We start from the raw sequence: 25,845 nt of genomic DNA, 5'->3' as shown, positions 1-25,845 counted from the left end.
ACGAATTCAGCACAATCGCCGGCGCTCGACAGCGTCCCGGGCATGGGGCACTCTGCTCGGCGTCGGGGTCAGAAACGGGCGATGAATGTCATGGTGCAGAACATGCTGGCGAGTCTCTTGCAGGGCGGCCGCCCCCACAGCATCGAGCAACTGCTGACGGGCGCTGCGCAGCTGTTGCCGTTACTGGACGTGATCCCCAACGCGGCGATTTTCATCAAGGACATCGACGCCCGCTACGTGCTCGCCAACCGCACCCTGGTGCAGCGCTGCGGCCTGCGGCACCTGCAACCGCTGCTGGGCAAGACCAGCGCCGAAGTGTTCCCCGCGCAACTGGGGCCGGGCTATACCGAGCAGGACCGACGGGTGCTGCAACAGGGGTTCGTCCTGCAAGACCAGCTTGAGCTGCACCTGTACGGCAGCCGCGAACCCGGCTGGTGCCTCACGCACAAATGGCCGTTGTATAGCGATAGCGGCACGATCATCGGCCTGGCCGGTATCTCGGTCGACCTTCAATCGGCCAGCGAAACCCACCCGGCCTACCAGCGCCTGGCGGCAGTGGACGCGCATATCCGCGCGCACTTCAACCGCCGTGTCACCCTCGGCGAGCTGACGCGCATCGCCGGTATTTCCGTGGCGCAGCTGGAGCGCTACTGCAAGCGTGTGTTCCACCTCACGCCCCGGCAGATGATCCAGAAGGTGCGGCTGGAACATGCCCACCGATTGCTGCATACCGCGCTGCCGATCACCGACGTGGCGTTGCAGTGCGGGTACACCGACCACAGCGCGTTTACCCGGCAGTTCAAGGCGTCGACGGGGTTCACGCCCAGACAGTACCGGCAGGCGACGCAAGACTTGATATAGCTGCTATCCAATGCGGGAGGGGGCAAGCCCTAATGACGATCGTTCCCACGCTCCCGCGTGGGAATGCAGCCCGTGACGCTCTGCGTCACCTATGCGCAGTCGCTCCCAGGTGCAGCGGTCGGCGGGACGCGGAGCGTCCCAGGAGGCATTCCCACGCAGAGCGTGGGGACGATCAGCAACTGACTGGCATTAGGGCTTGCCCCCTCCCACAGTTGAATCTGCATCTCAATGCAACGAATCGCCCCGCGCGTCGCTCCTATGCGTACGAGTAACCTTTCACGACCACAGGTATCAGGCTTATGACGGCGGCGGACAACGATCATGTGGATTGGCTGGTGCAATGCTCCATGCTGCACGCGGCGCGCCAGCGGGCCAAACTCTATTCGGGCCAGGGGCGGATGTGGCAGCAGCCCTTTGCGCAAACCCGGCCGCGTGACGCGTCAGCCTTGTCATCGGTGTGGTTCACGGCGTATCCGGCATCGATCGTGACCCGCGAAGACGGCACGGTGCTGGAAGCGCTTGGCGACGAAACCCTGTGGCATGTGCTGTCGAAGATCGGCATCCAGGGCATCCATAACGGGCCGCTGAAGAAATCCGGCGGCTTGTCCGGTACCGAACATACGCCGACCATCGACGGCAACTTCGACCGCATCAGCTTCGACATCGACCCACAACTGGGCACCGAGGCGCAGTTGCAGGCGCTGACACGCATGGCCGCCGCGCACAACGCGGTGATCATCGACGACGTGATCCCCTCGCACACCGGCAAGGGCGCGGATTTTCGCCTGGCGGAAATGGCCTATGAAGACTACCCCGGCCTGTACCACATGGTCGAAATCCGCGAAGAAGACTGGCCGTTGCTGCCGGACGTCGCCGAGGGCCGCGACGCGCAAAACCTAAGCCCACCGCAGGTGGATGCGCTGCGCGACAAGCACTACATCGTCGGCCAATTGCAGCGGGTGATCTTCTTCGAGCCCGGCGTCAAGGAAACCGACTGGAGCGCCACGCCGGTGGTGCTGGGCGTCGACGGCAAGCCGCGGCGCTGGGTATACCTGCATTACTTCAAGGAAGGGCAGCCGTCGCTGAACTGGCTCGATCCATCGTTCGCCGCCCAGCAGATGATCATCGGTGACGCGCTGCACGCCATCGATGTGATGGGTGCGAAGATCCTGCGCCTGGACGCCAACGGCTTCCTCGGCGTAGAGCGCAAGCTTGACGGCAGCGCCTGGTCGGAAAGCCATCCGCTGTCGATCACCGGCAACCAGTTGCTCGGCGGGGCGATCCGCAAGGCCGGCGGTTTCAGTTTCCAGGAACTCAACCTCACCGTGGACGACATCGCTTCCATGTCCCATGGCGGCGCCGACCTGTCCTATGACTTCATCACCCGGCCGGCCTACCAGCACGCGTTGCTGATGGGCGACACTGAATTCCTGCGCCTGATGCTGCGCCAGATGCACAGCCTCGGCATCGACCCTGGCTCGCTGATCCACGCGCTGCAAAACCACGATGAACTGACCCTGGAGCTGGTTCACTTCTGGACGTTGCATGCCCATGACAGCTTTATGTTCCAGGGCCAGACCTTCCCCGGCAATATCCTGCGCGAGCATATCCGTGAGCAGATGTACGAACGCCTGACCGGTGAACATGCGCCGTATAACCTCAAGTTCGTCACCAACGGCGTGTCCTGCACCACCGCCAGCATCATTACCGCCGCCCTCGGCATTCGTGACCTGGAGACCATCACTGCCGCCGATATCCAGCAGATTCGCCAGATTCATTTGCTGCTGGTGATGTACAACGCCATGCAGCCTGGGGTGTTTGCGCTATCGGGTTGGGACCTGGTGGGCGCGCTGCCGTTGGCCGCCGAAGAAGTCGCGCATCTGATGGCCGATGGCGATACGCGCTGGATTCATCGTGGCGCCTACGATCTGGTCGACCTCAACCCCGACGCCGAGCTGTCGGCCGGGCAGATGCCGCGTTCCAGAAGCCTGTATGGCAGCTTGAACAGCCAGTTGCAGGACCCGGACTCATTCGCCTCGCAGCTGCAGAAAATCCTCGGCGTGCGCCGCGCCTATGACATCGCCGCCAGCCGCCAGATCCTGATCCCGGATGTAGAACACCCAGGCCTGCTGATCATGGTTCATGAATTGCCGGCGGGTAAGGGCACGCAGATCACTGCGCTGAACTTCGGCGCCACGCCGATCACCGAATCCCTGCACCTGCCCAACATCGCGCCGGGGCCGGTGGTGGACATCATCAATGAGCGTGTGGAAGGGGACCTGACGGAAGAGGGGACGTTCACGATTACGCTGGATGCGTATGAAGGGCTGGCGTTGCGCGTGGTCAGCAGTACGCCGATGTAAGGCTGGCAGGCCGGGCTGAACGGCGCTTAACGTCGTTTAGCCCGGGCAGCGTCAGATCAACGGTGCTTGTTCTTGTGTTTATGCTTGTTGCCCTTGTGCTTGCGGCCGTCGGAGCGATGGCTGCTCTCGTCATCCGCCAGGTTGTTGCCCACCGCGCCACCGGCGGCGCCACCCAGGCCTGCGCCGATGGTCGAACCGGTACTGCCGCCCAGGTGGTTACCGATAACCGAACCCCCTGCAGCCCCGACCCCGCCGCCAAGCGCTGCTTCCGTGCGATTGCCTTTCTGCGCGCCCACCGCGCCGCCGGCTGCGCCACCTACACCAGCGCCGATGGCCGCGCCGGTCGAACCACCGAGCTGCTGGCCCACGACATTGCCCAGCACACCGCCGACACCGCCGCCCAGGGCGGCTGTGCCATCCCCGGCGGCCATGGCGCCTTGGGAAATCAGGATGCCCAATGCGAGGGCAGGGAGAGTCATTTTCATTTTTTTGTACCTCAAGGGCTGTCTCAGGCGCTCACGGGTTAAAGCACGCCTGGGCTTAAGATTAGAGCACAAGCGGTAACGCCGCAGTTCTCGCGATAGCGTTATCCGCCAGATAAAAATTTTTTCTCAGCCCTCTTGAATTCTTTTTGTGCGTCCATAAATTTTTGATCACGCGATGCCGAAGACGGGTCGCGTACTAAATCACTTGGAGAAACTCAGGAGATTTTAAAATGGCTACTACCCTTTCGTTGGCCCCACTGTTCCGTCAATCGGTGGGCTTTGACCGCTTCAATGACCTGTTCGAGTCGGCGCTGCGCAGCGAGGCTCCGAACTCCTATCCACCTCATAATGTGGAAAAGCACGGTGATGACGCCTACCGGATTGTCATCGCAGTGGCTGGCCTGACCGAGGAGGATCTGGATATTCAGGTCGAACGAGGCGTTCTGACGGTTTCCGGCGGAAAACGCGAAACTGACGAGAAGGTCGCTTACCTGCACCAGGGCATCGCCCAACGTGCATTCCGGCTGTCGTTCCGCCTGGCGGACCACATCGAAGTGCGTGGCGCATCCCTGAACAACGGCTTGCTGAGCATCGACCTGCTGCGCGAGGTGCCTGAAGAGGCCAAACCCAAACGCATCACGATTGGTAGCGAGGCAAAGCCTGAGTTGCGTCAGGTCAGTTTGCAGTAACGCAATCGGCGGTAAGAAGGCGCTCTACGGAGCGCCTTTTTTGTGTGAATCGCGCAGGGCTGCCCAGCGAAACACATTTCTACATTTAATTGACGCCATCAAAATGCCACTTTAAGATCCGCGCCCGTTGGTGGCACTGAGCCACATAGAGGGATCTAGACATGTGGCGTTTGATACGTCTGGACGGCCTGTCCGTTATCGTTTGCTTGAGCACCACCGGGTGGGTGCAAGCCGCCACGGCGCAGAACACGCCGGGCATCACCGACCTGATTCGCGACCGCCAAGACCGTTTGCTCGAACAGCAGCAACGGCGCATCGACGAACTCAAAGACCTGCCGGGCAGTCCGCTGCGACAGCAGCACCGGCCACCCCCGTCGACACCCGCTGCTTCCCGATCAGAACCATCGAGCTGGGCGGCGCCGATGCGCTGACCGAGGCTGAGCGCACGCGTCTGATCAAACCCTACATCGGCCAGCGCTGTGGGGCCTATCTGCACACTAATGAGTTATTAAGACTTAAATCATGTATTACTTAATGATGTGGGATAAAGATCTAGCAGCCACTGGGCAAGAGGGTTGTCTTGATAAAATTGAAATCCCTTTAAGTGCTGCGAATCTTTTCTTCAAGCTGGATAGCAAGCAGTTTCCAATGCTTTCCAACTTGAGTTTTGATGACTACGATATATTTTCTGGTTCGCAGATTGACGCACTTGTAGACGAATTATTAGCAGCCGCCAGCTTAAATCCAAAGATTTCCGAAGCAGTCAAGCTAACGGTGGAATTTATACGTAAAGTGAAGCTTTTAGGACAAAGTGTTCTATTTGACCCGTTCAGGATGAATTAATTGGATATTCAAGTGGAGGTGCTTGTAGGGCGGCGGATTTTTATTGTTGGGGATGGAGTGATCCTATTAATTAAGTGCCCTCGCAGGGGCATGGAAATAGGCTAAAACGGTTGTCTTTTTTTGTCTTGGTTCTTTGTAAGACAAATATCTCAGCCTGGACAGGAGATTGCGCAGTTGTTCGACTTAATTAAAAACTTTCACATCGGTGCTACCCTTCTGGGCGGTCTAGGTGCAGCAGCAATGTTGGTTGCCATACGCGACCCCAAGACCCCCAAATGGATGGATGTGGCGGCATCGATACTATTGCTCGTATGGGCAGCACTTTTTCTGGGGATGGTTCAAAGCATTTTTGGACTCTTGCCAGACTCGACCGCCGAAGAAAGGGATCTTCGAAATCAATATCAGGTCGTGCTGTATTTGATCCCTTTTTTCAGTGCAGGCCTTGCAACCAACCTGTTGTCCAATGTCATCCTTAGCCAGCGGGATTATACCGGCACGATGTCGTTTCATGAGGCTGCTAAAAAGACCCTCTGGGCGATCTGGTTTAGCTTTTTAGTGGTTAGCGTCGTTGGGCTGGTTCTGTACGTCTTTATTAAGAAAATCAGAAGCCCACAAGGTTTTTCTTCGTTGACGTAGAGCGCATTCTCACGGCTATCTGGCCAATGATCGAAGCCGCAACAGGTGCGGCTTCAATTGATGCAGCAGGGGCGTCACCACTCTCACTTGCCGAGTTTTTTACGCACGTCCTCGACCATTGGACCAACAGCTTTCACTGCCTCCTTGAGCTGTTGCTCAGTCACGCCAAACTCTTTCGTCCAATGTTTCAACTCCCAGGCTTCGGAGGTGTTCACTCGAGCACGGTCTTGCGGGCCACGGTTTTTCAGATCGTCAGACATGTTCAGCTCCATGCGGGTTGGCCTGGAAATGTCCAGGCGTCTCCTGATAGAACCTTGGGATGCGTGCGTAGTTCGGTTGATTTTCTGTGGGAGTCAATCGATCGGCAGAACGCTGGAGAAGGGTAATTGCGCAGCAGAAAAGATAAGGGCCTGCCCAGGTTTCCCTGGCAAGCCCTTGATATCTATGGTGCCCGAACCCGGAATCGAACCGGGACGCCCTTACGAGCGGGGGATTTTAAGTCCCATGCGTCTACCAGTTTCGCCATTCGGGCGGTAGCGCGGTGCAGCAGGGTTGCGAATATATAGATCCAGCGGCTTCGACGCAACCTCGATGCACGCTTTCCTGCACAAACAGTTATCCGAAAAAACCTGCCAGATCAGTGATCTACGCAGCCTTCCAGATTATTCCCATGGCATGGGCCCAACCCAGGAACAAGCTCTATAATTGACAGTCATAGCGATATGCCACCTCGGCAGTTCTTTAGGGAGTCAGTTGATGCGCAAGGTCCGTATGCATTCTTGGATGATGGCTGCAGGCATGGTTGGTTTTTTGAGCGCTGCGATAATCGCCCCGGCGCGGGCTGCGAGTGCGGTGCAGTGGGGTGACCGCAGAGCGTGGTCGGAAGACCCGCTGACCGCTGCCACATTGGGGCCGGGTACCGCGTTAGTGTTGAACCCGTCGAGTATCAAAGTCGGGGATATTGAGGCGCTTAAAGAGGCGCGAAAACTTACCGCCAGCGAACTGCAAAGCCTCAAAAGTAAAGTAGAGAATCAGGACCGCGCCTTCGACGAATTCAAGCGCAAGGATAGCTCCAGCACCGGTAGCAATGAGAGTCAGCTTGCCAGCCTCAAGCGTGCATTGGACGAGCAGAAGAGCACTATCGATCGGCAGAAAAGCGAGATCGAGGGCTTAAAGCGCAGCCTGGATGATTTGAAGCGCAGTGTGGAGACGCTGAGCAGCAAGGTGAAATGATCAGTCGCTCTCAGTCAAACAACGCCAGTAGATCAGTATCGCCCACATCCACCCCGGCCTGACTCAACAACGTGGTCACCTGGCCACGATGATGTGTCTGGTGATTGAAAAAATGCACCAGCAGACCGAAGAACGGTTTCTCAGCCGCTGCCCCGCGCATGGTGTGGTAGCGCAAACGCTGGTCTAGGTCGGTTTCCTGCAGGCTGTCGGCCCAATTGAGGATCAATTGATCCAGCCAGGCACGCTGGGCCGAGAGTTCGCGTATGTCTGCGAACGCCAACTGCCTCAGGTCGACGGGTGTGGCGATGGCGCTCAGGGGTAGCAGCGCGGAAAAGTCTGCCGGGTGCTCGGCAAAGCGCTTGAGCCAGACCGTGTCGCCCAGCACCAGGTGATTCAAGGTGCCGAGGATCGAGCCGAAAAACGCTTGTCGGTTCGCAACCAACGCCGCGTCTGTCAGCTTGCCGGCGGCTTCGTAGACCTTGCGATTCATCCATTGGTTGTAGCTGGCCATCAACCCAATGTGCTCAATGCGGTTCACCGATGCGTCCTCTCGAATGGCGGGGTGGCGCCATCATAAAGCTTGCCCGCCCGGCGGTCATGGTGTTCCATCGGGGGCGGACTAAGGTTGATTTAACACCACTATGCGCCTTGGAGGGCGACACCATGAATACCAGCGATCTACTGGAACAACTTTTGCGCGGCGCAGGGCAGGGCGGTGCTTCTTCGGGCGGCGGGTTGGGCGGTCTGCTTGGCGGGCTGCTCAAAGGCACCAGCGCCGGCAATGCTTCGGCCGGCGGCGGCCTGGGTGGACTATTGGGTGGGCTGGGGGGCATGTTGGGCGGTGGCGCCGCAACGCGCCCGGCGCAAGGGCGCGCCGGTGGTATGAACTATGCTGCGTTGGCTTCTCTGGGGATGATGGCCTACAAGGCGTATCAGGCCTGGCAGAGCCAACAGGCGAGCCAGCCGCAGCAGGCCTTTCAAACGGCCGATCAGCTGTCGGGCGCGCAAATCGAAGCGCACAGCCACGCCGTATTGCGCGCACTGATCGCTGCCGCCAAGGCCGATGGCCGGATCGATGCGAACGAGCAGCAGTTGATCTCCGATGAGCTGGGCAAGCATACCGACGACCCGCAATTGCAGCAGTGGCTCGACGCTGAAGTCGCCAAGCCTCTGGATGCGGCAGATTTCGCCGAGTTCGCCAGCGACCCGGCGTTGGCGGCCGAGGTGTATCTGGCCAGCGTCATGTTGGTGGATGACCAGCAGGACGCGGAGCGCAATTACCTGGACGATTTAGCCGCCCAGTTGCAAATCGATGCGCAGTTGCAAGTGCAGCTGGAGCACCAGACCAAGGCCTGAAACCTCACCGTCGCGCCCCGGCCTGTTAAATACCCTGCGCCGCGAGAATGGCCAGATAAATCAATACCAGGCCACAGGCGCCATAGCTGATGCGTTGCCAAGTTGGCGAAGCATTCTTGCGCAGCACGTTGACCAGCGCGGCAGTCAGAAAGCATGACAGCACCGACGCCAGCATGAAGCCGGCAAAAAACATCAGCGTTTGCCCATGGCTCGGGGTGGTGCCGACGATGCCCGACAACGCGCTGCCCAGGGCGCCCCAGTAGACGATGTTCTTCGGATTGGCCAGTGAGATCGCCGCGCCCACCGCCAGGGCGTTTTTCCCGGAGCTGGTGGGTGCACTTTCGACTTGCGGTAGCTGCCACGCATCCACCAGGCTGCGGATGCCCAGCCAGGCCAGGTAGAGCGCGCAGACCACCGTCAGCGGCACGCGCACCGCGTCATGCTGGATCAGCAGCGCGATGCCAGTCAGCCCGATCACCGCCCAGACCGCATCGCCCACCAACGAGCCAATCTGCACCAACAGGGCCGGTGTGAAACCGTAGAGCAAGCCTCGGCGCAGGGTTTCAGCGAGCACCGCGCCGGGAGACAGGCAAAACACAAAACCGAAAACCAGCGCATAGAAAAAGATCGTCAGCATGCCCGCGTCCTTTCGAGAAAGTGCGAGAGCATACGTCAGTGTCGGGATGAATGAACACCGCCTGCCTTCACAAACTCAGGCGCAAAGCGAGCGCGGCGAGGGTGATCAACAGCACCGGCACGGTCAGCACAATCCCGACCTTGAAGTAGTAACCCCAGGTGATGGTGATGCCTTTGCGCGCCAGAATATGTAGCCACAGCAAGGTCGCCAGGCTGCCGATAGGGGTGATTTTCGGGCCCAGGTCGCTGCCGATCACGTTGGCATAGATCATCGCGTCCTTGACCACGCCCACGGCATGGCTCGACTCGATGGAAAGCGCGCCGATCAACACCGTTGGCAGGTTGTTCATCGCCGAGGACAACAGCGCGGTGAGCACGCCGGTGCCCATGGCCGCGCCCCACACGCCGTAGCTGGCGAAGGTGTCGAGCCAGGTGGCCAGGTAGTCGGTCAGGCCGGCGTTACGCAAGCCATAGACCACCAGGTACATCCCCAGGGAAAAGATCACGATCTGCCACGGCGCGTCTTTCAGCACTTTGCGTGTGGAGATCGTGTGGCCCTTGGCGGCAATCACCAGCAACAGCACGGCGCATACTGCGGAAATTGCACTGATGGGAATGCCCAGCGGTTCCAGTGCGAAGCAGCCCACCAGCAAAATACCCAGCACCCACCAGCCGGCGCGAAAGGTCGCACGGTCGTGTATGGCACTGGCGGGTTGTTCCAGGTCGGCGGGGTCGTATGACTGCGGAATATCGCGACGGAAAAACCATAGCAGCACCGCCAGGGTCGCGGCGACGCTGACCAGGTTCACCGGCACCATCACGGCGGCGTATTCATTGAAGCCGATCTTGAAATAGTCCGCCGAGACGATATTCACCAGGTTCGACACCACCAGCGGCAGGCTTGCCGTGTCGGCGATAAAGCCCGCGCCCATGACGAATGCCAGCGTCGCCGCCGGCGAAAAGCGCAGGGCCAACAGCATCGACATCACAATCGGGGTGAGGATCAACGCCGCGCCGTCATTGGCGAACAACGCCGACACCAGTGCGCCCAGCAGCACCATATAGGCAAACAATCGCCGGCCCCGGCCACGCCCCCAGCGCGCCACATGCAGCGCGGTCCAGGCAAAGAACCCGGCTTCATCCAGCAACAGGCTGATGATGATCAACGCGACAAAGGTGCCGGTGGCATTCCAGATGATGTGCCACACCACCGGAATATCCGCCAGGCTGATCACCCCGCAGGCCAGGGCCAGGATCGCGCCCAGGGAGGCGCTCCAGCCGACGCCCAGGCCCCTGGGCTGCCAGATGACCAGCACGATGGTGATGATGAAAATAGCAATTGCGACAAGCATGAATAAACGCTCCGATGGCTCAGCAAGTGCTGGCCTGTTGTGATCTGTCGCCCATTGCATCCAGACGCCGCGCGTCGTTTTGCAACCCTGGCGGGCTGTCATCCAAGGCATGGATCAGTTCGCCCACGTAAAGTTCGCCTTTGCGCAGGATCAATCGCATCAGCTGTGCTCGGGTGGCGTTGGCCAGGCATTTAAACAGGGTAGGGGCCGACCTATCCATGGCGTTTGCCTGTTTGCGACTTCGCACAGGAGGATAAGCCTCGATGTAAGCCAAATCCTGATTTCGTTTGACGTGGATCAACTGCCTCGTAATCGGCCACAAGTGATTGAAATTAAACTGAAACACGAATGTCCTAAAGTGCCGCCCATTGCTGATGAAGGAAGATCCCGCGTGACCCGAGCCACTCGCAACCTGCGCAAGACCCTGGATTCCGTCGCGGAAAATAACGAAACCGCTGCGTTCGACCTGATGCGTGCCGTCGAAAAACTCAGCGATGAGGTGCTGCGCCAGCGCCTGCTCAACACCATTCACCGGTTGAACCAGGACGCCTACGAACTGCGCGAAGCGCGCGACTCGGTGGAGCTGGTGTCGGTAAAGCTCGCCTGAGCAAGATCGTTCAAGACAAGTGCCTGGGCGCGCTGGCATGCTTGCCGACTGTCTGTCGATGAGCCTCATCCATGCCTACTGCCCTGCCTCATGACGCGTTCACGCGTGGCGCAATCGCTGTTATTCCGCTATCCCTGGCCTGTGCCCCCTGGGGCTTGCTCGCCGGCTCAATGGCAATCGATGCGCAGTTCACCCCGCTGCAAGCCCAAGGGTTGTCCGCCATCGTGTTCGCCGGCGCCGCTCAGTTGGTGGCGATCGGCATGGTCAAAAGCGGCGCGAGCCTGATCTCCATCGTGCTGACCACCTTGCTGCTGACCTCCCAGCACTTGCTCTACGGCATGCACATGCGCCCGACGCTGTCTTCGCTCAACACCCGCTGGCGCATGAGCCTGGGCTTTCTGTTGACCGACGAGTTCTTCGCGCTGGTCAACCACTATGACCGTCAGACCTTCAATCGCTGGTATGCCCTGGGTGTCGGCCTGACGTTCTACATCATCTGGAACCTGTTCACCCTGGCCGGCATCGTCCTGGGCAAAAGCATTCCCGGCCTGGACCAGTTGGGGCTGGAGTTTTCGATTGCCGCAACCTTTATCGCCCTGATCACGCCGGTAGTGCGCGACGTGCCGACGGTGGTCTGCGTTGCCGTCTCGCTGTTGTGCTCGGTGTGGCTGAGTTACCTGCACTGGGAATCGGCGGTGGTGGTCTCGGGGGTGTTGGGAATGGGCGCCGGGTTCGCCTGCAAGCGCCTGGGAGTCGGCCAGCGATGATCTATCTGATGATTGTGGCGATGGGGCTAGTGGTGTTTTTCAATCGCTACCTGTTTATCGAACCGCGCCTGCCGGTGCGGCTGAACCGGGGGGCGCGTGAGTTCCTCGGGTTCGCCGTGCCGGGCATGCTCACCGCGATTTGCGGGCCGATTATTTTCATCAAAGACCACCAGCTCAACCTGAGCCCGAGCAACCCCTATTTGCTGGCTGGGATCTGCGCCGTGGCGCTGATGATTTGGACGCGCAGCGTGCTCATCACCGTGTTGTCGAGCATGGTGCTGTTCTATCTGTTGCGCTGGTGGTTGTGAGCCGCGGGCGAAAAAAAGCCCGCGGGAGGGCGGGCAGAAGGAGGACTTCTTGAAAATGAGCCTGGCCACTATAAGCATCCGGTTTTGCCTGCACAGTGAAACAAAATTCATGGCGCGTCAGTTGGCGGCGGCGCAATGGTAGAGTCACGGTTTTTCCAGGGAAGCACGAGCATGCATAAAGCGGTGATAGGCGCATTGGTACTGGCAGCACTGGCCGGTTGCGCGGGTTCGAAGATGAAAGAGGCGCGCGCGGGCAGCCCTTACAAGACCATGGCCTCGGACAAGGCGACCCTGGTGGTCGCCCAATGCATCCAGTACGGCTGGCAGGACGAAAGCGTGTTTGGCGTCGACGCCGGCGGCTTCAAGGAAGCCACCGAGGCCGGGGGTTTCACGGTGTACACCACCGGCGGTGACTACTTTGTGGATGTGCTGAGCACGGGCGCAGGTTCTACCGTCAAGTATTACGCCGCAGAAGACACGATGCCCGCCAAACGCCGTTTGGCCGCACTCGCCACTTGTCTTTAATACCTTGCCTTGGTCATATTTGGCCTATTATTCAACCGCTCGCCCGACGTAATGGCTCTTTACCGGTACACGGATGTCGAGGCTTAAACGTCGGGCGGGCACCTCCTTCCGGGGCCACTGTTCAGCGTGGCATGAAGCCCAACTGCCAGCGCCGGGGAATCGCCAGGGTCGCCAGGCCCAATGATCCCGCCAACGCACCGCTGACCCACAGGGCGCTCAGGCCGATCTGCTGCTCCAGCAGCGCGCCGATCACGGCGCCGATAAACATCCCCGCCCAAGGTATCAGCTGCATGCGCCAGCCATTGCGGCGCTCGCCCAACAACCAGCGGCCCAGCCCGCGACCGAAACGCGACAGCGCCCCCGTGACATAGGTGAGCCCTACCGGCACCCCGTTCACTTGCTCGACGGCCGCGTTGAGCATGCCCATGGCGATAATCGCCGCTAACAGGGCGGGCAAGGTCTCGGCCCATGGCAGCAGCGCCGCACCGCAGAGCAGCGCGGCGATGCTCAGTAATAAGGGCAGCGCGCGACGCTTGCTTACGCGGCTGACAACCACGCCCAAGGCATTGCCGACGATGAAGGTGGCAATCAGCAACAGCAACCGCCCGGTAAGGCCAAGGTCGCCCGCACTGATCGCAACCGCCAGGCGCGTGGTGTTGCCGCTCATGAACGAGACAAAATCGCCGCTGGCCATGAAACCAATGGCATCGGTCATGCCTGCCAATACCGACAAACCGGCCACCAGCATTAAGCCCACACGCCCACGCCAGCGCTGTCGATGGGCGAGCGCGGCGTTGGTGTAAGGCTTGGCGGGCGAAGGCAGCATAGGGCTTTCCAGTGAAGTTATTCGGCCACTACCCTAGGGCGCTTTGCGTGTGCGCGCAATCACCTCACACCGGCTCCAGGCGCCAGCCCGTGCTATGCCAGCTCAAGTAATGGCTGGGCTCGGTCGCCTGTAGGAAGGCTTCATCGTGGGACACCACCAGCAATGCCCCGGTAAAACCTTTCAAGGCCTGTTCAAACGCACTCACCGTCTCCAGGTCGAGGTGGTTGGTCGGCTCATCCAGCAGCAACAGTTGCGCCGGCACGCCGCGCCACAAAGCGATCGCCATCGCCGCTTTCAACCGCTCGCCACCGCTGAGTTGGCCTGCCGGCTGGGTCACCCGCGAGGCATCCAGTTGCAGCAAGGCCAGGCGCGTGCGCAGTTCGGCTTCGACCAGCGGCGTGTCGAGCAGGTTGAGCTGTTCGACGACAGTGCGCTGGTCATCCAGCAGCGTCAGGTGCTGATCGATATACGCGCAGGACAGCGCCACCGTGCACGTCCCACTGGGCGCTTGCCATTGCCCGGCAAGCAGCTTGAGCAAGGTGGATTTGCCGCAACCGTTCGGCCCGCGCACAGCCACCCGCATGGGGCCGATCAGGTCAAGCGTCAGAAAGGTGGAAGGTGCCTGCGGATCCAGCCAGGGCAACTGTGCCTGTTGCAGGCTCAGAACCTGGCGGCCGTTGGGCACCGCCGCACCCGGCAAGGCCAACAAGGTCGGCGTCTCATCCACCACGCGCTCGTAAGCTTGGCGCACCTGCGCATTGAGGGTGTCTTTTTGATCATGATGGGCGCTGCCCAGAGTGCTGACGATTTGCGTGGCCGCGCTTTTCCATCGTGCCTTGGTAAACCGGTCGACGTTGGCGGTCGCTGCATATTGGCGTGCACGCGCCGCATTGCGCTGCAGGTTGTCATGATCTTTTTGCAAGCGTCGGCGTTCGCGGCTGCGCTGTTCGCGGGCGTGTTCCCACGCCGCGATAGCCGCCTGCCGTTGTGTGTCGCGTTGCTGAAGATAGGCATCGTAGTTGCCGCCATACACCTGCGCACCCAGGGGCGACAGTTCGATGATCCGGCCCATGGCGTTGAGCAATTGGCGATCGTGGCTGACCACCACCAGGCCACCGCGCCATTGCGCGAATTGCTGCAGCAGCCAAACGCGCCCGAGGCTGTCGAGGTGGTTGCTGGGTTCGTCGAGGATCAGTAACGGCGGCGCCGCCAACAATGCGCCGATCAGCGCCACCTTGGCCAATTGGCCACCACTGAGCCGGTCGACCCGGGAAGTCGCGCTGAGCGAGGGCAGTCCCGCCGTATCCAGGGCCACGCGCAGGCGTTCGGCGAGGTCCCAGCGATCATCAATCAGTTCAAGATCACCGGCCACTCCTGTGCCCTGGGCCATGCGTGCAAGGGCGGCCAGGCACTGGGCGGTGCCGGTGATATCGGCGACGGTCGCACCCGGCCGCACCACCACGGTCTGGGGCACGTAAGCCACCTGGGCCGGTGCGTTCAGCGTACCGGAGGAGGGTCGCAGGATGCCGGCGATCAGTTGCGCGAGGATACTTTTGCCGCGCCCGTTGCGACCGACGATGCCGGTCGGCGTGTGGTCGATGGACAAGGTGAGGTCTTCCAGCAAGGTTTCGCCATTGGCGAACTGGAAAGACAGGTGTTGCAGGGAGACCAGTACGGGCAGCCGGTTGACGTGAGTCATCAGCACCTCCAGGAAAATGTCGAACAGGCCAACAAGCGCGCCAGGCGGGCTTGTTGCAGATACATTTTGGAAGGCTTAGTTGTTCACGTCGGCGATCGTCCCGCGATTCAGAAGGGAGGCGGAGGCTAACCCACCTTGGCTTGCCCGGGCAAGTCGGCGGCCAGTTGTTCAAGGAACATGGCCAGGGCGACTTCTTCGGCTTTCAGCCCCTTGCGCACCCGTGGCTTGGGCAGTTTCGACAACTCACCCAGGCTGAAATGCTCCAGCACCGCCGGGTGGATATAGCACTTGCGACACACCGCCGGCGTATTCCCCAACTGCCGGGCGACGTCCTTGACCATGGTCACCACGTGCCGTTTGGCATCGGACTCCGGCTGCCACGCCAACTCGCGCAACACCGCCAGCGCCATGGCCGTGCCGGCCCAGGTGCGGTAGTCCTTGGCGGTGAAATCTTCGCCGGTCAGGCTATGCAGGTAAGCATTGACGTCCTGGGAGCTGACGGTATGGCGCTGACCGTCCTCGTCCAGGTACTGGAACAGGTTCTGCCCCGGCAACTCCATGCACCGCTTGACCACACTGGCCAGGCGCCGGTCCTTGACGCTGATCTGATGCTCTACGCCGCTTTTGCCGCGAAACTGGAATTTTATCTCGCTGCCCTTGATGTCCACATGGCGGTTGCGCAGGGTGGTCAGGCCGTAGGATTTATTGTCACGGGCGTACTGAGTATTGCCGACACGGATCAGCGTGGCATCGAGCAACATCACCACCGTGGCCAGCACCTTTTCGCGGGTGAAGCCGGGTTCGGCGATCTGGGCTTCCAGCTGTTTGCGCAACTTGGGCAGGGCGCTGCCGAATGCCTGCAGCCGCGCGTACTTGTCGCTGTCGCGCACTTCGCGCCAACGCGTGTGGTAACGGTACTGCTTGCGGCCACGGGCGTCGCGGCCAGTGGCTTGCAGGTGCCCCTGCGGGTCGGCGCAGATCCACACATCGGTGTAGGCGGGCGGTACCGCCAGGGCATTCAGGCGCTTGATCTCATCGGCATCGGTGATGCGCTCGCCGTCGGGGCCGAAATATTGGAACTTACCGCGCATTTTTTTGCGGCGGATGCCGGGTTGGGTGTCGTCAACGTAATGCAGGTCGCGGGGCAGAGCGACGGGCGGCGAAGAGTCGGGCATGGTGCAGGTTCCTTGGCAATGGATCAGGCCGGTATGTCTGATTGACCGCGTCGCCCTGCGGTCGTGCCAAATGGTTTAGGCCAGCACCGCCACCGCCTTGATTTGCGCCCACAGCGCCTGGCCCGGCTGCACTTGCAGTTGGTCCCGCGAGAACCGCGTGATGCGCGCCAGCAACGGCGTGCCACCGGCATCCAGGCGCACCAGTACATGGGCGCTGTTATCCGCGGCAACGTCCTGGATGACCGTCACCGGCAGGCGATTGAGGATGCTGCTGTGTTCCTGCGCCTGGTGGCTGAGGCTGACGTCCCGCGCCTGAATTTTTACCCGCAGCTGTTTGCCCACGGCCATCGGCGTGTGGGCCACGCGTATCTGCAGCGGGCAATCGGGCAATTGCAGGGTGAGCAACTGATAGTGATCGTCGTAGGCGATCACGCTGCCCGTGACCACCACACCGGCATCGTCGCCTCGTGCCAGGGGCAGATCGAGCCGCGCCAGGGTTTCGCCGATGGGCCCGCTGGCCAGGACCTTGCCGTCGCCGAGCAGGACAAGGTGGTCGGCCAGCCGCGCCACTTCGTCCTGGGCATGGCTGACGTACAGCACCGGGATATCCAGCTCGTCGTGCAGGCGTTCGAGATAGGGCAGGATTTCATTTTTGCGCTGGCTGTCGAGGGCCGCCAGGGGTTCATCCATCAGCAGCAATCGGGGGCTGGTGAGCAACGCGCGTGCGATGCCGACGCGCTGGCGCTCACCGCCGGACAGATGCTGCGGATTGCGCTCAAGCAGGTGCGCGATGCCCAGTAACTCAGTGGCGTGGGCCATCTCCACACGCCGCTGCAAACGCGGGATGCGCTTGAGGCCGAACGCCAGGTTGGCCAGCACCGACAGATGAGGGAACAGGCTCGCCTCCTGGAAGACATAACCCAAGGCGCGTTTATGCGGCGCCACGAACCGCCCGTTACGGCTGTCTTGCCAGACTTCATCGTTGATCTGCACAAATCCGTCTTCGGCGCGCTCCAAGCCAGCGATACAGCGCAGGCAGGTGGTTTTGCCGGAGCCCGATGGGCCGTAGAGGGCGGTCACGCCACGGCCGGGAAGTTGCAGCTCCACGTCCAGTGCGAAGCCGGAGTATTTCAAGTGCAGACGTACTTCAATCATCGCGCTCAACTCCAGCCCATGTTGGTTTTACGGCTGGAGTAGAGCGCCAGCAGCACGAGGAATGCGAACACCACCATCGCGCCGGCCAGCCAATGGGCCTGGGCATATTCCATGGCTTCGACGTGGTCGTAGATCTGCACCGAAACCACCCGGGTCTTGTCCGGGATATTGCCGCCGATCATCAGCACCACGCCGAACTCGCCGACGGTGTGGGCGAAGCCGAGAATCGACGCCGTAATGAAGCCCGGGCGTGCCAGCGGCAGGATCACCGTGAAAAAAGTGTTCCAAGGACCGGCGCGCAAGGTCGCGGCCACTTCCAGCGGGCGCGTGCCGATGGCTGAGAAGGCGTTCTGCAGCGGTTGCACGACGAAGGGCATGGAGTAGATCACCGACCCTATCACCAGCCCGGCGAAGCTGAAAGTCAGGGTGCCCAGGCCGAGCCATTGGGTGAACTGGCCGAAGTAGCCATGGGGGCCCATGGACAACAGCAGGTAAAAACCGATGACCGTCGGCGGCAACACCAATGGCAACGCAACCACGGCCCCCACCGGGCCGCGCCACCAGGAACGGGTGCGCGACAGCCACAGGGCGATCGGCGTACCGATCACCAACAGGATCACAGTGGTCAGCGACGCCAGTTTGACCGTCAACCAGATCGCGGAAAAATCGGCGCTCGTCAGCGGCATTTACAGCGCGTAACCGTAGGACTTGATCACCGCAGCGGCCTTCGGCCCTTTCAGGTAGTCAACCAGTGCCTTGGCGGCAGCACTGTCCTTGCCTTTATTGAGAATTACAGCGTCTTGTTTGATCGGGTCATGCAAGGACGACGGCACGATCCACGCCGAGCCGCTGGACACCTTGCCGTCCTTATAGATCTGCGACAACGCCACAAAGCCCAACTCGGCGTTACCCGTGGAGACGAATTGATAGGCCTGGGTGATGTTCTGACCTTCGACGAGCTTGTCCTTGACCTTGTCGATCAAGCCTTCCCTGGCCAGCACCTGGGTGGCTGCCAGGCCGTAGGGTGCGGCTTTCGGGTTGGCAATGGACAGGTGCTTGAATGCATTCTGTTTGAGCACGTCGCCATTGGCATCCACGTAGCCTTCTTTGGCCGACCACAGGGCCAAGGTGCCGACCGCGTAGGTAAAGCGCGAACCCTTGACGGTATCGCCTTCGGCCTCGAGTTTTTGTGGGGTGGTGTCGTCGGCACTGAGGAACACTTCGAACGGCGCGCCGTTCTTGATCTGGGTATAGAACTGCCCGGTCGCCCCGTAGGCCGCGATCAGCGTGTGACCGGTGTCTTTTTCGAAGTCGGCGGCAATGGCCTGGATCGGCGCGGTAAAGTTCGCGGCCACGGCGACTTGCACCTCATCGGCATGCGCCGAACCCAAGGCAAAGGCGGCAAGCAGGGGGGCCAGGCGTGAGGCGCGGATCAACATTAAACAACTCCTTGAGGATGTACGGCTGGGTATCGCTATGTAGGAGAATATATAGCGGTTGCCTGCTGCCGGTACAGTGCCGCGTTGTTCCAAGCGCTAACGCTGCCGTTGCAGTTTGGCCAAGGTCTGCGCTGCCAGATGGCGGGTCAGGTCATAAGTTGAGTGTTCATTACACAGGCGCAAGGCCTGGCCTGCCCACAGGTTGCTGAAGCCGGCTTCGTCCTTGGCCTTAAGCGGCATCAACGCGCCACCGGCCCGTGGAAACGCCGGCGCAGCGGGGTTGATCGCGCCCAACTCACGCATCACCCGATTGACAATGCCCCGCGCCGGACGCCCGGTGAACAGATTGGTGAGGGCTGTTTCGCTGGCCTGGGCATGTCGCAACGCATGGTGATGGGCAGCGCTGACGCTGGCTTCAGGGGTGAACAGATACGCGGTGCCGACCTGCACCGCCGAGGCACCCAAGGCAAAGGCCGCGACCATTGCGCGCGAATCGGCGATACCACCAGCCGCGATCACCGGCACGCTGACGGCGTCGACGATTTGCGGCAGCAGCGCCATCAAGCCGATCTGGCTGTTGAGGTCGTCGCTGAGAAACATCCCCCGGTGCCCACCGGCTTCAATGCCCATTGCAATCACGGCGTCACAACCGTTTTCTTCCAGCCAGACCGCTTCCTCCACCGTTGTAGCCGATGACAACACTTTGGCGCCGGTGGCTTTTACCCGGGCCAGCAAGGATTTTTCCGGCAGTCCAAAGTGAAAACTGACGACTTCAGGGCGGAAGGTTTCAACCACTTCACACGCCGCTTCGTTGAAGGGCGCACGATTGGATACTGGCGTTGGCGCATCAAAATCGGCGCCCAGTTCGCGGTAGTAGGGCGCAAGCAATGCTTTCCAGCCGCGGTCGCGCGCTTCGTCCGCCTCGGGCGCCTGATGGCAGAAAAAGTTGACATTGAGCGGGCGGACGCCGGCTTGCCGAATGACGGTCAACGCCTCGCGCAGTTGCTCGATGCTCAGCGCCGCCGCAGGCATGGAACCCAGCGCACCGGCCTGACAGGCGGCGATCACCATGGCGGTAGTGGTCGCTCCCGCCATCGGGGCCTGGATGATGGGCAGGTCGATGCCCAGCAGATCGATAATGCGCGTGTCTGGCCAGGTGCTCATGGGGTGCGTCTCCAGCTTCAGTAAGGCGTTGCGCTGTTTTAGCAGGCCCCCTGGCGCCCGGCCAGTCTGTTTTATTCACTGGACGGGGGCGGTGCGTTGTGCAGCGGGTTAACGGGCGAAGCTTGCGGTCAAATCAGCCGGCGGTGCGAAAGGTCAGGTTGATGCGTTGCGGCCCCATGATCGGGTGAACGCCTTCTCGGACTGGCATCACCCCGTGGTAACGCAGGCGATCCACGCCGCCCCAGACCACCACATCACCGTGGAACAGCGAAATCTTTTGCGCCTTGTCACTGCGCTGGTGACCACCGAACAGAAAAATCGCCGGCAGACCGAGGGACACCGAGACCACCGGTGCATCGTAACGCCGCTCGTTCTTGTCTTGGTGCAGGGACATTTTTGCGCCGGGCACATAGCGGTTGATCAGGCAGGCATCCGGTGAGAAATCGGGGAAGCCCGCCGCGTTTGCCGCCGATATCGCCAGTTCGCGCAACACGTCGGGCATTGGCGGCCAAGGTTGCTGGCTACGCGGATCGAGCGGGCTGTAACGATAGCCGGACGTGTCGGTGGTCCAGCCCAGCTTGCCGCAACTGCTCAGCGCGGCCGACATGGTAAAGCCGCCGGGCGTAACCATCTGCCGAAACGGCGATTGGGCCAGGATACGCCGCAACTCTGGCAGTAAACGCTCAACCCAGGGCAGGGCGTAGCCTCCCAGAACATAAGACTCTTCGCCAATCTTCTCGCGCCTTGCGGGCTGTTGCAGGGCGTCGTCGGCAAACAGGTCAGCAGGAGGGCCCGGCATGGCTTACAGCGCCTTGCTCACGTTGATGTCAGTAATTTCGTCGCTCGCATCGTGGATTTTCGCCAGGGCTTGCTTGGCTTCCTCAACGCTATTGCTGGTCAACTGGGCAAATTCGAAGCGACGTTCGCCGTTGAGCTTGTACTTGATGACGTATTTGGTCGTGGTGGTCACAGCTTTTTTCCTTGCGGTGTTCGGGGTCAGCTCAGCTTGGTGCCGGTGCGACGAACGATGCGAATCTTGTGGGACAACGCGGGCTTGCGGGTAACGCTGATGGCGCGGCGCGTGACCACATCTAGGGTAATGTTCCAGAAACCAGTGCTGGGTGCGGTGATTTTTGCCGGGAATGTGTCGAATGCCCCACCGTGGTAGGTATGGCGACCGCCGTTCTTGAAGCTGCGAAAATTCGCGTCGCTCATGAGACGAATATTACAGGTCTGCGAGCATTCGATGACGACAATGTCTCCCTCGTTGAGGTGCTCACGTTGATGGATAAATTTCATGGGGTGTCTCCAGAAGGGCTTTTTCTGAAAAATCAGAACGATACGTAGGATAAGATGGAGTTTATCAGCCCCAGCGCGTTTATTATCGGGTCGTCGTCGACGACTTCGACAATTTAAAACAGTTATTTACCGAGTTTTCAGAGATAAATCCTACATCGGCGGGAGAAATCTCCTGCGCCCGCTGTCGTAGGGTCTTTATCGGAGGTTTTAGTATGAAGTGGAGTGTGTTGGTGCTGGCCTTGGCGATAGGTGGCTGTGCTTCGGTTGCAGATATCAAGCAGACCCCACCTACGTTGGTGGTCATTTCCGGGAAAAAACCGCAGGAATATGCTGCGTGCGTAGTGCGCAAATTGGAGGCGACACGTCGTCCACCGCAGATCGAGCGCCATAAAGAGGGTTTTCAAGTGATCGTGCCGCAGAAGTTCTCGGCCGATCCATCGGCGATCTTCGAAATCGAGGATCGCTCCAGCGGTAGCAGCATCAAGCTTTATGAAAGCATGTCCAACGTGCCGATTCGGCCGGGCGATGTGAAGAAAGCCGGGGAAGATTGCATTTCCGGTTAAGCCAAGGCGAATCCCACGCACTGACCCGATAAAAGCCCCACCCTGTAGGCACGAGCACCTTCGCTCCTACAGGGTGGGGCTTTTTTTTGGCTGTTTCGGGGTGTTGTGACGCTGGGTTAATTCCCATACTATCTGCATGGTTATGCTTTTTATGCCTAAGCTTATAACCATAAAGATGGAGCTGTGATGAAGTCTCTGGAACGAGCACTGGTGGGAAGCGCGTTATGGCTGCTGTTGGGTAATGCCTTCGCGCTCGACGGCAACACAATTTATACCGAGGGCGGCTCTCAGCCCGGCGCCATGCCGTGTGTGGCGTGTCATGGCGCCGATGGGCTGGGGCTTGCGGCGGCAGGTTTCCCCAGGTTGGCGGGGTTGCCCGCACAATACGTGCGCAGGCAATTGTCGGACTTTGCCAGTGGGGCGCGAAGTAATCCGGTGATGCAGCCGTTGGCAAAGGCGCTCACCGACGCCGAAATCGCCGCGCTAAGCGAGGCTGTGGCCGCGATGCCAGCCCCTTTAACCGCCAGGATGCCCCGCAGCGAAATGCCTGCCAACCCGATACAGAAACTGGTCCTGCAAGGAGCGTGGGAGCGGCAGATTCCCGCGTGCGTCAGTTGTCATGGCCCTTCCGGTGTCGGTGTGGGGGACGCATTCCCGCCGTTGGCCGGCCAGCCGGCGGCGTACCTGGCCGCGCAATTGGGCGCCTGGCAGAACGGCGCACGGCGCGACGATCCCAATGACCTGATGGGGCACATCGCCAAATCCCTGACCCCGGATGAGGTGCAGGGCGTGGCCCAGTACTTCGCCTCATTACCGCTGGAGGCCAAGCCATGAAGGCGCTCATGTTGATGGGGATGTTGATGGCAGTGCCCGCCTATGCCACGCCGATCGCCATGGAAGACCAATCCCAATTGCAGGCCGCTGCGCACCCCAATGCCCCTGCCTTTCAACCCCCTCAGGAAAGCGAACTGCCGGACAATGCCTACGGCAAGCTGGTCAGGCAGGGGTATGGTTTGTTCGTCGACACCAAGCGCCTGGCGCCGCAATTTGTCGGTAACGGGCTCAACTGCAGCAATTGCCATCTGGATCAAGGCCGCATGGCCAACTCGGCGCCATTGTGGGGTGCGTACCCGATGTACCCGGCTTATCGCAAGAAGAATGACAAGGTCAATACCTTTGCCGAACGCTTGCAGGGCTGCTTCCAGTTCAGTATGAACGGCGGTACCCCTCCGGCGGCGGACAGTCCCGAAATCACCGCGCTGTCGGTGTATGCCTACTGGCTCTCCAGCAAAGCGCCCTTGGGGGTTGAATTACCCGGGCGCGGCTATCCCGAGGTGGCGCAACCGGCTAAAGGCTACGACCTGGCCCAGGGCGCGCAGGTGTACAACGGGCAATGCGCGGTGTGCCATGGCGTTGAAGGGCAGGGGCAGAAGGTGGGCGAGGGTTATGTCATGCCGCCGTTATGGGGTAAGGATTCCTACAATTGGGGCGCCGGTATGCACAGGATCAACACGGCGGCGTCCTTCATCAAGCACAACATGCCGTTGGGCAAGGTCGGCAGCTTGAGCGATCAGCAGGCATGGGATGTCGCGGCGTACATCAACAGCCACGAGCGGCCCCAGGATCCGAGGCTGGTCGAGGGATCGATAGAGAAGACCCGCATCAAGTTTCACGCCAATGATGGCGTCAATCTCTATGGCCAGACGGTAGATGGCGTGTTGATCGGGCAAGGCATCCGGTAAACTGTCGGTCACCGCCTACAAAAATGCCGCTCAAACCCCTGGGCCTGAGCGGCATGCCCTGCCTGGAACGCCCATTATGAAGCGAGAACACGTTAAAGCCCGCCATGCTGAAGGTCAGATCACGGCGACCCACGTCATCCAGAACCCCGCCGACCTGGGCGAGTGGATCGTCTTTTTCAAGAAGAGTGACGGCCGCAGTTACTTCCTGGTGGATGATCAGGATGAGGTCGAGTCATTTCCGCGCCTGGATGACTTGATTGAGATCCTGCGCAGCCTTGGGATCAAGTTCGCCGAAGTTCATCTGTAGTGCTACGGCTTACTTGCACACCACCACTACGCTGCGGCTTTTGAAATTGCCCACGTCCTTGCCCAGTGTCTGTTCGCTTTCCTTGAGTGATGGGGTGCCGTCGGTGCCGACGATACGGTAGCCAGTCCCTGCGCACGAGGCGTCAGCTTTCTCATAGCAACTGGCCCACGAGTTGGCTTCGCCCGAGCAGTCAATGGTCAGGCCTTGTTCACCATTTTTCAGGTAGGTGTCCGACGTGGTGGTGCAGCCAGCCAGCGCCAATACCGCAGTGAGTGCCAGGATCTTGTTCATAGAGAGTCGTCTTCGAAGGTGTTGAGGGGAGCGCTGACACTATTGTGGGGCGTTGGCGGAAGATTATAGCGAACTGCCATCTAGGTACAGCCAAACACAAAAAAGCCCCGCTTGGCGGGGCTTTTGATGCAAGGCAACGTGGATTATTTGCCTTTTGGCCGCTTGCTCGACGCATGACCTGCTTCATCCACAAACACTTCGGCTACCGCAATCGCCATGGCTTCGGTCTCGAAAACGCCTGCGACGCTGTCGCCATGGAAGTTGATCAGGTGCCAGCCGTCCGTACGTTGGGTGATCAGGTAGCCGTTTACGCCTTTTGGTTCTGACATCTAATTAGCAATCTCGTAAGCTGATTCAAGGGTGCAATGATAGCCGCAAATACTCCGGGTTTGCCCAAGTAATTCAAGCCCGGTGCCGGACGCCGAAAAGCGTGCTACAAAGGGTGCAGCCCTTGGAAACATCAACCCCCAAGCGCCGGTCAGTCTGCCTGTTGAAAGATCAGCGGAACTTACGCCGACATTTTTTCTCTATGATGACATCGCGGCGCCAGCAGGACCCATTGTAAGGTGACTGCGGCCTCATTAGACTGCGCCGAATTCCGTACGCACAGCCCTTTGTAAGGACTCATATGATCAAGAAATGCTTGTTCCCAGCAGCCGGTTACGGCACTCGCTTCCTGCCAGCGACCAAAGCCATGCCCAAAGAGATGCTGCCGGTGGTGAACAAGCCACTGATTCAGTACGGCGTCGAAGAGGCACTGGATGCCGGCTTGAATGAAATCTCCATCGTGACCGGCCGTGGCAAGCGCGCGCTGGAAGACCACTTCGACATCAGCTATGAGCTGGAAAACCAGATCAAGGGCACCGACAAGGAAAAATACCTGGTCGGTATCCGCAAGCTGCTCGACGAATGCTCGTTCTCCTACACCCGTCAGACCCAGATGAAAGGCCTCGGCCACGCCATCCTCACCGGTCGTCCGCTGATCGGTGACGAACCGTTCGCCGTGGTACTGGCCGATGACCTGTGCGTGAACCTGGAAGGCGACGGTGTGCTGACCCAGATGGTCAAGCTCTACCAGAAATACCGCTGCACCATCGTTGCAGTGATGGAAGTCAACCCGACAGAAACCAACAAGTACGGCGTGATTGCCGGTGACGACATTGGTGATGGCCTGATCCGCGTGCGTGACATGGTCGAAAAACCTGCGCCGGAAGATGCACCGTCTAACCTGGCGATCATCGGCCGTTACATCCTGACCCCGGACATCTTCAAGCTGATCGAAGAAACCGAGCCAGGCAAAGGCGGCGAGATCCAGATCACCGACGCCCTGCTCAAGCAAGCCAAAGACGGTTGCGTGATTGCCTACAAGTTCAAAGGCCAGCGTTTCGACTGCGGCGGCGCTGAAGGCTACATCGAAGCTACCAACTTCTGCTACGAGCACTTCTACAAGACTGGCAAGGCTTACTGATTTTAGCGTTGCTCATCTGTTTCAAGTGAAAGCCACCTTCGGGTGGCTTTTTCGTT

At 60.1% G+C, this 25,845-nt stretch carries 34 protein-coding genes, 1 tRNA gene and 1 pseudogene; 17 read left to right on the top strand and 19 right to left on the bottom strand.

What is annotated here, in order from left to right; all coding sequences use genetic code 11:
• Positions 1-90: 90 nt before the first annotated feature.
• A complete protein-coding gene (locus tag C4J89_RS14345) occupies positions 91-861 on the top strand; it encodes an AraC family transcriptional regulator (protein WP_124416028.1) in 771 nt (256 codons plus the stop codon).
• A gap of 299 nt (positions 862-1,160) precedes the next feature.
• A complete protein-coding gene (gene treS / locus C4J89_RS14340) occupies positions 1,161-3,224 on the top strand; it encodes a maltose alpha-D-glucosyltransferase (RefSeq protein WP_124414792.1) in 2,064 nt (687 codons plus the stop codon).
• Between the two features lie 56 nt (positions 3,225-3,280).
• On the opposite strand, the gene C4J89_RS14335 is transcribed toward treS, so the two are convergent.
• The gene (locus C4J89_RS14335; protein WP_124363002.1) at positions 3,281-3,709 is read right to left on the bottom strand and encodes a hypothetical protein; all 429 of its coding nucleotides are present in this window, start codon (positions 3,707-3,709) and stop codon (positions 3,281-3,283) included.
• A gap of 230 nt (positions 3,710-3,939) precedes the next feature.
• Here C4J89_RS14335 and C4J89_RS14330 point away from each other — a divergent pair, with 230 nt between their 5' ends.
• The 4 genes and pseudogenes from C4J89_RS14330 (at position 3,940) to C4J89_RS14315 (ending at position 5,877) form a co-directional block, all read left to right on the top strand.
• Positions 3,940-4,398, top strand: a complete 459-nt coding sequence (locus C4J89_RS14330; RefSeq protein ID WP_124363001.1) for an Hsp20 family protein — start codon at positions 3,940-3,942, stop codon at positions 4,396-4,398.
• Between the two features lie 161 nt (positions 4,399-4,559).
• Positions 4,560-4,915 (top strand): annotated as a pseudogene (locus C4J89_RS14325) (ShlB/FhaC/HecB family hemolysin secretion/activation protein); the annotation flags it as partial.
• A gap of 5 nt (positions 4,916-4,920) precedes the next feature.
• A complete protein-coding gene (locus C4J89_RS14320) occupies positions 4,921-5,241 on the top strand; it encodes a hypothetical protein (protein ID WP_124363000.1) in 321 nt (106 codons plus the stop codon).
• A gap of 174 nt (positions 5,242-5,415) precedes the next feature.
• Positions 5,416-5,877 (top strand): hypothetical protein, encoded by a 462-nt coding sequence (locus C4J89_RS14315; protein WP_124414791.1) that lies wholly within the window; start codon positions 5,416-5,418, stop codon positions 5,875-5,877.
• A gap of 83 nt (positions 5,878-5,960) precedes the next feature.
• On the opposite strand, the gene C4J89_RS14310 is transcribed toward C4J89_RS14315, so the two are convergent.
• Together C4J89_RS14310 and C4J89_RS14305 are read right to left on the bottom strand one after the other, a co-directional pair.
• Positions 5,961-6,137, bottom strand: a complete 177-nt coding sequence (locus C4J89_RS14310; protein ID WP_124367159.1) for a DUF3606 domain-containing protein — start codon at positions 6,135-6,137, stop codon at positions 5,961-5,963.
• A 185-nt stretch (positions 6,138-6,322) separates the two neighbouring features.
• Positions 6,323-6,409 (bottom strand) — tRNA-Leu (locus C4J89_RS14305).
• Positions 6,410-6,633: 224 nt separating this feature from the next.
• Here C4J89_RS14305 and C4J89_RS14300 point away from each other — a divergent pair.
• On the top strand, positions 6,634-7,110 hold the full coding sequence (locus C4J89_RS14300) for a hypothetical protein (protein ID WP_124414790.1): 477 nt from the start codon (positions 6,634-6,636) through the stop codon (positions 7,108-7,110).
• Between the two features lie 10 nt (positions 7,111-7,120).
• Here C4J89_RS14300 and C4J89_RS14295 read toward each other — a convergent pair whose 3' ends face one another.
• Complete coding sequence (locus C4J89_RS14295; RefSeq protein ID WP_124414789.1) at positions 7,121-7,648, bottom strand: DinB family protein; 528 nt, start codon at positions 7,646-7,648, stop codon at positions 7,121-7,123.
• Between the two features lie 125 nt (positions 7,649-7,773).
• Between C4J89_RS14295 and C4J89_RS14290 the strand changes: the two genes are divergently transcribed.
• Positions 7,774-8,466 (top strand): tellurite resistance TerB family protein, encoded by a 693-nt coding sequence (locus C4J89_RS14290; protein ID WP_124414788.1) that lies wholly within the window; start codon positions 7,774-7,776, stop codon positions 8,464-8,466.
• 25 nt (positions 8,467-8,491) lie between these two features.
• Here C4J89_RS14290 and C4J89_RS14285 read toward each other — a convergent pair whose 3' ends face one another.
• The 3 genes from C4J89_RS14285 to C4J89_RS14275 form a co-directional block, all read right to left on the bottom strand.
• Positions 8,492-9,103, bottom strand: a complete 612-nt coding sequence (locus C4J89_RS14285; protein WP_124362989.1) for a LysE family transporter — start codon at positions 9,101-9,103, stop codon at positions 8,492-8,494.
• Positions 9,104-9,170: 67 nt separating this feature from the next.
• Positions 9,171-10,454: an arsenic transporter gene (locus tag C4J89_RS14280; protein ID WP_124414787.1), complete on the bottom strand. Its 1,284-nt coding sequence runs from the start codon at positions 10,452-10,454 to the stop codon at positions 9,171-9,173.
• 19 nt (positions 10,455-10,473) lie between these two features.
• On the bottom strand, positions 10,474-10,674 hold the full coding sequence (locus tag C4J89_RS14275) for a helix-turn-helix transcriptional regulator (RefSeq protein WP_124414786.1): 201 nt from the start codon (positions 10,672-10,674) through the stop codon (positions 10,474-10,476).
• Between the two features lie 171 nt (positions 10,675-10,845).
• On the opposite strand from C4J89_RS14275, the gene C4J89_RS14270 reads away from it, so the two are divergent.
• The 4 genes from C4J89_RS14270 to C4J89_RS14255 all read left to right on the top strand — a co-directional run bounded on the left by C4J89_RS14270 (position 10,846) and on the right by C4J89_RS14255 (position 12,661).
• Complete coding sequence (locus C4J89_RS14270; RefSeq protein WP_124414785.1) at positions 10,846-11,061, top strand: hypothetical protein; 216 nt, start codon at positions 10,846-10,848, stop codon at positions 11,059-11,061.
• A 71-nt stretch (positions 11,062-11,132) separates the two neighbouring features.
• A complete protein-coding gene (locus tag C4J89_RS14265) occupies positions 11,133-11,828 on the top strand; it encodes an AzlC family ABC transporter permease (protein ID WP_124414784.1) in 696 nt (231 codons plus the stop codon).
• The gene (locus tag C4J89_RS14260) at positions 11,825-12,136 is read left to right on the top strand and encodes an AzlD domain-containing protein (RefSeq protein WP_124362985.1); all 312 of its coding nucleotides are present in this window, start codon (positions 11,825-11,827) and stop codon (positions 12,134-12,136) included. The genes C4J89_RS14265 and C4J89_RS14260 overlap by 4 nt, the downstream gene beginning before the upstream one ends.
• Positions 12,137-12,307: 171 nt before the next feature.
• Positions 12,308-12,661, top strand: a complete 354-nt coding sequence (locus C4J89_RS14255; RefSeq protein WP_124362984.1) for a hypothetical protein — start codon at positions 12,308-12,310, stop codon at positions 12,659-12,661.
• 121 nt (positions 12,662-12,782) lie between these two features.
• Here the strand turns inward: C4J89_RS14255 and C4J89_RS14250 are convergent, their stop codons facing one another.
• The 10 genes from C4J89_RS14250 to C4J89_RS14210 form a co-directional block, all read right to left on the bottom strand.
• Positions 12,783-13,487 carry a YoaK family protein gene (locus C4J89_RS14250; RefSeq protein WP_124414783.1) on the bottom strand — a complete coding sequence of 235 codons (705 nt, stop codon included), beginning with the start codon at positions 13,485-13,487 and terminating at the stop codon, positions 12,783-12,785.
• A 64-nt stretch (positions 13,488-13,551) separates the two neighbouring features.
• Entirely contained in the window at positions 13,552-15,186 is a 1,635-nt protein-coding gene (locus C4J89_RS14245; RefSeq protein ID WP_124414782.1) for an ATP-binding cassette domain-containing protein, read from the bottom strand.
• A 125-nt stretch (positions 15,187-15,311) separates the two neighbouring features.
• Positions 15,312-16,361, bottom strand: coding sequence for a DNA topoisomerase IB (locus C4J89_RS14240; RefSeq protein WP_124362981.1), 1,050 nt, complete (start codon positions 16,359-16,361; stop codon positions 15,312-15,314).
• A gap of 75 nt (positions 16,362-16,436) precedes the next feature.
• Positions 16,437-17,516 (bottom strand): molybdenum ABC transporter ATP-binding protein, encoded by a 1,080-nt coding sequence (modC, locus tag C4J89_RS14235; protein WP_124414781.1) that lies wholly within the window; start codon positions 17,514-17,516, stop codon positions 16,437-16,439.
• Between the two features lie 5 nt (positions 17,517-17,521).
• Positions 17,522-18,202, bottom strand: a complete 681-nt coding sequence (gene modB, locus C4J89_RS14230) for a molybdate ABC transporter permease subunit (RefSeq protein WP_124414780.1) — start codon at positions 18,200-18,202, stop codon at positions 17,522-17,524.
• Entirely contained in the window at positions 18,203-18,955 is a 753-nt protein-coding gene (modA, locus tag C4J89_RS14225; RefSeq protein ID WP_124414779.1) for a molybdate ABC transporter substrate-binding protein, read from the bottom strand.
• A 96-nt stretch (positions 18,956-19,051) separates the two neighbouring features.
• The gene (locus C4J89_RS14220; RefSeq protein WP_124414778.1) at positions 19,052-20,119 is read right to left on the bottom strand and encodes a nitronate monooxygenase family protein; all 1,068 of its coding nucleotides are present in this window, start codon (positions 20,117-20,119) and stop codon (positions 19,052-19,054) included.
• Between the two features lie 133 nt (positions 20,120-20,252).
• Entirely contained in the window at positions 20,253-20,918 is a 666-nt protein-coding gene (gene alkB / locus C4J89_RS14215) for a DNA oxidative demethylase AlkB (RefSeq protein WP_124414777.1), read from the bottom strand.
• A gap of 3 nt (positions 20,919-20,921) precedes the next feature.
• Entirely contained in the window at positions 20,922-21,089 is a 168-nt protein-coding gene (locus C4J89_RS26925; RefSeq protein WP_164484542.1) for a hypothetical protein, read from the bottom strand.
• A gap of 26 nt (positions 21,090-21,115) precedes the next feature.
• The gene (locus C4J89_RS14210; protein WP_124362975.1) at positions 21,116-21,418 is read right to left on the bottom strand and encodes a DUF1883 domain-containing protein; all 303 of its coding nucleotides are present in this window, start codon (positions 21,416-21,418) and stop codon (positions 21,116-21,118) included.
• Positions 21,419-21,630: 212 nt separating this feature from the next.
• On the opposite strand from C4J89_RS14210, the gene C4J89_RS14205 reads away from it, so the two are divergent.
• From C4J89_RS14205 to C4J89_RS14190, 4 genes are all read left to right on the top strand, one after another.
• Positions 21,631-21,981 carry a hypothetical protein gene (locus C4J89_RS14205; RefSeq protein WP_124362974.1) on the top strand — a complete coding sequence of 117 codons (351 nt, stop codon included), beginning with the start codon at positions 21,631-21,633 and terminating at the stop codon, positions 21,979-21,981.
• A 186-nt stretch (positions 21,982-22,167) separates the two neighbouring features.
• On the top strand, positions 22,168-22,815 hold the full coding sequence (locus tag C4J89_RS14200; RefSeq protein WP_124414776.1) for a c-type cytochrome: 648 nt from the start codon (positions 22,168-22,170) through the stop codon (positions 22,813-22,815).
• Positions 22,812-23,723, top strand: a complete 912-nt coding sequence (locus C4J89_RS14195) for a c-type cytochrome (RefSeq protein WP_124414775.1) — start codon at positions 22,812-22,814, stop codon at positions 23,721-23,723. The genes C4J89_RS14200 and C4J89_RS14195 overlap by 4 nt, the downstream gene beginning before the upstream one ends.
• Positions 23,724-23,799: 76 nt before the next feature.
• Complete coding sequence (locus tag C4J89_RS14190) at positions 23,800-24,030, top strand: hypothetical protein (RefSeq protein ID WP_124362971.1); 231 nt, start codon at positions 23,800-23,802, stop codon at positions 24,028-24,030.
• 9 nt (positions 24,031-24,039) lie between these two features.
• Here C4J89_RS14190 and C4J89_RS14185 read toward each other — a convergent pair whose 3' ends face one another.
• Both C4J89_RS14185 and C4J89_RS14180 read right to left on the bottom strand, forming a co-directional pair.
• The gene (locus C4J89_RS14185) at positions 24,040-24,321 is read right to left on the bottom strand and encodes a hypothetical protein (RefSeq protein WP_124362970.1); all 282 of its coding nucleotides are present in this window, start codon (positions 24,319-24,321) and stop codon (positions 24,040-24,042) included.
• Between the two features lie 143 nt (positions 24,322-24,464).
• Positions 24,465-24,650: a hypothetical protein gene (locus tag C4J89_RS14180; protein WP_124414774.1), complete on the bottom strand. Its 186-nt coding sequence runs from the start codon at positions 24,648-24,650 to the stop codon at positions 24,465-24,467.
• 299 nt (positions 24,651-24,949) lie between these two features.
• Between C4J89_RS14180 and galU the strand changes: the two genes are divergently transcribed.
• Positions 24,950-25,789, top strand: coding sequence for a UTP--glucose-1-phosphate uridylyltransferase GalU (gene galU, locus C4J89_RS14175; RefSeq protein WP_003173830.1), 840 nt, complete (start codon positions 24,950-24,952; stop codon positions 25,787-25,789).
• The last annotated feature ends 56 nt before the right edge of the window (positions 25,790-25,845 follow it).

It is taken from the genome of Pseudomonas sp. R4-35-07 (assembly GCF_003852235.1).
In the GTDB taxonomy this organism is placed as follows: domain Bacteria; phylum Pseudomonadota; class Gammaproteobacteria; order Pseudomonadales; family Pseudomonadaceae; genus Aquipseudomonas.
Note: the sequence above shows the minus strand (reverse complement) of the source record. Positions and strands in the feature narration are given on the sequence as shown.